At 74.5% G+C, this 6,288-nt stretch carries 4 protein-coding genes and 1 pseudogene; all 5 read right to left on the reverse strand.

What is annotated here, in order from left to right; translation table 11 throughout:
* Positions 1-118: 118 nt before the first annotated feature.
* Positions 119-1,003, reverse strand: coding sequence for a succinate--CoA ligase subunit alpha (sucD, locus tag ACFV4F_RS24600; RefSeq protein WP_380438985.1), 885 nt, complete (start codon positions 1,001-1,003; stop codon positions 119-121).
* A gap of 19 nt (positions 1,004-1,022) precedes the next feature.
* The gene (sucC, locus tag ACFV4F_RS24605) at positions 1,023-2,195 is read right to left on the reverse strand and encodes an ADP-forming succinate--CoA ligase subunit beta (protein ID WP_359962397.1); all 1,173 of its coding nucleotides are present in this window, start codon (positions 2,193-2,195) and stop codon (positions 1,023-1,025) included.
* 315 nt (positions 2,196-2,510) lie between these two features.
* Positions 2,511-3,689 (reverse strand): vWA domain-containing protein, encoded by a 1,179-nt coding sequence (locus ACFV4F_RS24610; RefSeq protein ID WP_380505462.1) that lies wholly within the window; start codon positions 3,687-3,689, stop codon positions 2,511-2,513.
* Between the two features lie 73 nt (positions 3,690-3,762).
* Positions 3,763-6,087, reverse strand: coding sequence for a DUF5682 family protein (locus ACFV4F_RS24615; protein WP_380505465.1), 2,325 nt, complete (start codon positions 6,085-6,087; stop codon positions 3,763-3,765).
* Positions 6,084-6,288 (reverse strand): annotated as a pseudogene (locus ACFV4F_RS24620) (hypothetical protein); the annotation flags it as partial. The pseudogene ACFV4F_RS24620 and the gene ACFV4F_RS24615, both read right to left, overlap by 4 nt.

Consider the following 6,288-nt stretch of genomic DNA (forward strand, 5'->3'; position numbering starts at 1 on the left):
CCGGCGCGCGCGCGGAGCGCCCCGCGCCACTGCCCCGCGGGGTCGGGGGCGCACCCCCCGGGCCGGGCCCGCCCCGCAGCTGGCATGCGCCCCCCCCCCCCCCTCGGCCGGGCTGGGGTCAGCCGGCGATGATCTCGCGCGCCAGGCGGGCGGTCTCGGACGGCGTCTTGCCGACCTTGACACCGGCGGCCTCAAGGGCCTCCTTCTTGGCCTGGGCGGTGCCCGAGGAGCCGGAGACGATGGCGCCGGCGTGGCCCATGGTCTTGCCCTCGGGGGCGGTGAAGCCCGCGACGTAGCCGACGACCGGCTTGGTGACGTGCTCGGCGATGTAGGCCGCGGCACGCTCCTCGGCGTCGCCGCCGATCTCACCGATCATGACGATGAGCTCGGTCTCCGGGTCTTCCTGGAACGCCTTGAGGGCGTCGATGTGGGTGGTGCCGATGACCGGGTCACCGCCGATGCCCACGGCCGAGGAGAAGCCGATGTCGCGCAGCTCGTACATGAGCTGGTAGGTCAGGGTGCCCGACTTCGAGACCAGACCGATCTTGCCGGAGGTGGTGATGTCGGCCGGGATGATGCCGGCGTTCGACTGTCCGGGGCTGATCAGGCCGGGGCAGTTCGGGCCGATGATCCGGGTCTTGTTGCCCTTGGAGCCGGCGTGGGCCCAGAAGGCGGCGGTGTCGTGCACCGGGACGCCCTCGGTGATGACGACGGCCAGGCCGATCTCGGCGTCGATGGCCTCGACGACGGCGGCCTTGGTGAACGCCGGCGGGACGAACAGGACGGAGACGTCGGCGCCGGTCTCCTTCATCGCCTCGGCGACGGAGCCGAAGACCGGGATCTCGGTGCCGTCGACGTCGACCGTGGTGCCGGCCTTGCGCGGGTTGACACCGCCGACGATCTGGGTGCCGGAGGCGAGCATGCGGCGGGTGTGCTTCATGCCCTCGGCGCCGGTCATGCCCTGGACGATGACCTTGCTGTCCTTGGTAAGGAAGATAGCCATGGTGTGAAAGTCCCCTTCCTTACTTGTTGGCCAGCTCGGCGGCGCGGTCAGCGGCGCCGTCCATGGTGTCCACGCGCTGGACCAGCGGGTGGTTGGCGTCGTCGAGGATCTTGCGACCCAGCTCCGCGTTGTTGCCGTCCAGGCGGACGACCAGCGGCTTGGAGACGTTCTCGCCCTTGCTCGCGAGGAGCTCCAGCGCCTGCACGATGCCGTTGGCGACCGCGTCACAGGCGGTGATGCCGCCGAAGACGTTGACGAAGACCGACTTGACGTCGGGGTCGCCCAGGATGATCTCCAGGCCGTTCGCCATGACCTCGGCGGACGCGCCGCCACCGATGTCGAGGAAGTTGGCGGGCTTGACGCCGCCGTGCTTCTCACCGGCGTAGGCGACCACGTCGAGGGTGCTCATGACGAGGCCCGCGCCGTTGCCGATGATGCCGACCTGGCCGTCGAGCTTGACGTAGTTCAGGCCCTTGGCCTTGGCGGCGGCCTCCAGCGGGTTGGCCGCGGCCTTGTCCTCCAGGGCCTCGTGCTCGGGCTGGCGGAACTCGGCGTTCTCGTCCAGGGAGACCTTGCCGTCGAGCGCGATGATCTTGCCGTCACCGGACTTGATCAGCGGGTTGACCTCGACGAGGAGGGCGTCCTCGGCGATGAAGACCTTCCACAGCTTCTGCAGGACCTCGGCGACCTGGTCGGCGACCTCGGCCGGGAACTTCGCCGCGGCGACGATCTCGGCGGCCTTCTCCGGGGTGCAGCCCTCGTTGGCGTCGACCGGGATCTTGGCGAGCGCGTCGGGGTTCTCCTCGGCGACGACCTCGATCTCCACGCCGCCCTCGACGCTGGCCATGGCCAGGAAGGTGCGGTTGGTGCGGTCCAGCAGGAACGAGACGTAGTACTCGTCCTTGATGTCGGCGGTCTGGGCGAGCATCACCTTGTGAACGGTGTGGCCCTTGATGTCCATGCCGAGGATCTGCTCGGCCTTGGCGACGGCGTCGGCCGGGTCGGCGGCGAGCTTCACGCCACCGGCCTTGCCACGGCCTCCCACCTTCACCTGAGCCTTGACGACGGCGCGGCCGCCGAAGCGCTCGGCGATGGCGCGAGCCGCTTCGGGGGTCTCGATGACGTCGCCGTCAAGCACGGGCACGCCGTGCTTGGCGAAGAGGTCCCTCGCCTGGTACTCGAACAGGTCCACGTGTTTGTCCTTGTTCGTGGTCGCGGATTGTGTCTCTACGAGCGTGCCACGGCAGGATCTTCGCTGCGGGTCGTCGGGGCGGTGCGGGTACGCAGAGGTACGGCCTTGCGGCCCACACAGCCACGGGCGCACACGTCAATCAACACGCGCGTCACGTCCGTCTGGCAGGTTATCCCCGTGGGACGGGACTCTTTCGCCCGGGACCGGCCCGTCTTTGGTGAGAACCGTCACAGACAGCCTAAAGCGGCGTGACAAACGCCCGGTCCACCCGTCGGGCGGATTCGCACGTCCGGGTGAATCCGACGGGCCGCCTGGTCAGAACCCCTGCCCGGCCCCCTCGATCAGGTGCCGGGGGATCGGCCGCTTCTCGATCGCCGCCGCCATGACGTCCGGGAAGGCGTCGGGGGTGCAGGCGAAGGCGGGAGCGCCGAGGGCGGCCAGGGCGGCGGCGTGGGCGTGGTCGTAGGAGGGGGCGCCCTCGTCGGAGAGCGCGAGCAGGGCGACGAACCGGACGCCGGCCGCCTTCATCGCGGCGACCCGCCGGAGCATCTCGTCCCGGACCCCGCCCTCGTAGAGGTCGCTGATCAGGACGACGATCGTCTCCGCCGGACGGGTGATCTTCGACTGGCAGTAGGCGAGGGCGCGGTTGATGTCGGTGCCGCCGCCGAGCTGCGTGGCGAACAGGACGTCGATCGGGTCGGTGAGCTGCTCGGTCAGGTCGACCACCGAGGTGTCGAAGACGACCAGCCGGGTGTCGAGTGTGCGCATCGAGGCGAGGACCGCGCCGAAGACGGCCGAGTGGACGACCGAGGCCGCCATCGAACCGGACTGGTCCACGCAGAGGATGACGTCCTTGCGGACGGCGCGCCGGGCGCGGGCGTGGCCGACCAGCCGCTCGGGGACGACGGTGCCGTGCTCGGGCAGGTGGTTCTTCAGGTTGGCCCGGATGGTGCGGTCCCAGTCGATGTCGCGGTGGCGCGGCCGGTGCACCCGGGCGCTGCGGTCGAGGGCGCCGCCCAGGGCGGACCTGGTCCGGTCGGCCAGTCGGCGCTCCAGGTCGGCCACCACCCGGCCGACGACGGCGCGGGCCGTCTCCCTGGTGGTCTCCGGCAGGGCGTGCTTGAGCGAGAGCAGGGTGCCGACGAGGTGGACGTCCGGCTCGACGGCGGCGAGCATCTCGGGCTCCAGCAGGAGCCGGTCCAGGCCGAGCCGGGTGATCGCGTCCTGCTGCATCAGCTGCACGACGGTGGACGGGAAGTAGCTGCGGATGTCGCCGAGCCAGCGGGCCACCTGCGGGGCCGAGCCGCCGAGCCCGGCGCCGCGGCGGCCGCCCCGGCCGGGCCGGGCGGTCTCGTCGGGGGCGGCCCGGTAGAGCGCGGCGAGCGCGCCGTCCATCGCGGCGTCGCGGCCGCGCAGCGCGCAGCCGGTGCCGTCGGCCTCGCCGCCGAGCACCAGGCGCCACCGGCGGAGGCGTTCGTCGGTCGTGGTCGTCATGTACTCCTCCTTCGCGAGGGCTTTCGAGGGGGGCTTTCGGGGGGCTTCTGCGGGGGCTTTCGAGGGGAACGGCTCAGCTGTCGCGGCCGGCGGCCTGCCGGGGAATGAACGGCCGCACGCCCAGCAGCAGGGCCACCACCGGCACGGCGGCGTCGGCCCTGGCCCGGTCCAGCTCGCCGGCTGCAGGCTCGCCGGACGGCTCGGCGTCGAGCGGGCCGGCCGCGACCCGGGCACCGACGGTGCTGCGCACGCCCGCCTCCAGGCCGCTGAAGGTGCGGCGCAGCAGCGGCAGGACGTCGGTGAAGGTCGTGTCGGAGACGCCGGTCAGCCACTCGTCGAGCAGCGCGAGCAGCCGGGGGTCGTGCAGCAGCAGGGCGCCGCCGCCGGAGAGGAAGCCCTCGACCCAGCCGGCCGCGTCCGCCGGTGCGCCGGCGGCGGACAGCACCAGGCGCAGGCGGCGGCCGGCCTCCTCGGTGTCGAGCCGGCCGTCGTCCAGCAGCAGCCGGACGGCGCGCCCGCGCAGCAGGCCGGGGACCCCGGTGGCCGGGCCGCCGGCGGGCTCGCGGCGGGCCAGCGCGTGCAGGGCGGCGGCCCAGCGGTCGGCGAGGCCGTCCGCGGCGAGCAGGCCGACGGCGCCGTGCACCTCGTCGAGCCGGGCGCGCAGGTCCGCCGCGCTCGCGGCGTCCAGGCCGACGCACGCGAGCGGCAGGCCGACGCAGACGCGGTCGGCCAGGCCGGTGGCGGCCTCCTTGAGCGCGCCGTGGTCGGTGCCGCGCACGTCGCCGTAGCGCAGCGCGCGGACGAGGGCGGGCAGGGCGCCGGCCAGGTGGGCCACGTCGGTGTCGAGGGCGGCGCAGTCGGCGAGCACCCGCATGACGGCGGGCAGGGCGGTGGACAGGCCGGCCAGCAGGCAGGTCTCCACCAGGCCGGTGAGCTGCCCGAGTTCGCCGGCCGCGCGGGCGGTGGCGACGGCCTTCGCGGTGGCCGCGTCCTCGACCGTGGTGCCCCACTGGGCGGCCTCCGCGATCCGGACCGCGAACTCGGGCTGCCAGCACAGCCGCCAGCTCTCCCGGAAGGTGCCGGTCGAGGCGACGGCGGAGCGCGCGGGCACGCCCCACTCGACGCCCAGCAGCCGCAGCCGGTGCAGCAGGCGGGAGCGGGCGGCGTCGGTGTCCTTGCGCAGGTCGAGGTCGAGGTCCCGGGGCGCGGCCGCGGGCTTGAGGCGCAGCGTGCGCTGCAGCCGGGCGAGGTCGCGCTGGAGCGGCACCGCCGGTGCGGCGTCCGGGACCTCGCCGAGGGCGTCGCCGATCACCAGGCGGTCGCGGACGAGCTCCAGCGCGACGTCCGAGCCGTCGCACATGACCGCGCGGACGGCGTCCAGCGTCTCGGTGAGCCCGGCCAGCGGGCGGCCGCGCAGGGCGGCGAGGGTCTCGGCGAGCCGGACCGCCTCGATGACGTGCGCGGACGAGACCGGGTGGTCCTCGGCGCGGAGCAGCTCGGCGGCGCGGGCGAGCCAGCGCGGCACCGGATCGGCCCCGGCCGCGTACAGGTGGTGGTACCAGCCGGGCGACTCGATGCCCGCGCCGTACCCGGCGGACTGGGCGAGCCTGCGGTGCGTCCAGGGCACCCAGGTGATGTCCGTCCTGGTCTTCTTCGGCAGCTGCGCGAGCAGCGCCCGGTCGTGGGCGACGGTCGGCAGCTCGGCGAGGGCGGGCACGTGGAAGGCCCCGCAGACGACGGCGATCCGCCGGTGCCCGGCCCGCCGGGCGGCCCGGATCTGCCGGCGCATGTACGCCTCGCGCACGAGGTCCCGGCGGGACTCGGCGAGGCCCTCGGCGCGCAGTGCGGCCATCGCCTCGGCGACGGCCGTGAACGGCGCCAGGGCGTCGGCGCCCGGCGCGCGGTGCTCGACGACGTCCTCCCACCAGCGCTCCGGGTCGTCGTGGCCGGCGGCCTCGGCGAGCAGGGCGATCGGGTCGGCGGCGGGCTCGTCGGCGGCCGCGGGCTCGTCGGCGGCTCCGGCACCGTCGGCGGCGGCCTCGTCGGCGAAGCCGTACGCGGCGGGCAGGTCGATGAAGCGGACCGGCAGCTCCCGCTCCACCGCGTACCGGATCGCCACCCACTCCGGGGAGAACTCGGCGTACGGCCAGAACGCGGCCCGTGCCGGGTCGTCCACCGCGTGGGCGAGCAGCGCGACCGGCGGCACCATGTCCTTCTCGGCGGCCAGCCCGACGATGCCGTCGGCCTCGGGCGGACCCTCGATCAGCACCGCGTCCGGCGCGAGCCGTGCGAGGGCGGCGCCCACCGCCCGGGCCGAGCCGGGGCCGTGGTGGCGGACCCCGAGCAGGGTCACGTCCGGGGTGCTCGCGCCCGGTGCGGTCGGGCCCGGGGAGGTCATGCGGCCACCTCGCGGGCGGCGCGGTAGAAGTCCTTCCAGCCGTCGCGCTCGCGCACCACCCCTTCGACGTACTCGCGCCACACCGCCCCGTCCGCGACCCGGTCGCGGACGACGGCGCCGCCCGAGCCCGCCGGCGCGAGCCCGGGGCCCCCGGCGCCCGCGCCGCACTGGGGCGCCCCGGGGGGGCGGGTGGTGTGCACC

This window comes from Kitasatospora sp. NPDC059722 (assembly GCF_042733235.1).
In the GTDB taxonomy this organism is placed as follows: Bacteria; Actinomycetota; Actinomycetes; order Streptomycetales; family Streptomycetaceae; genus Kitasatospora.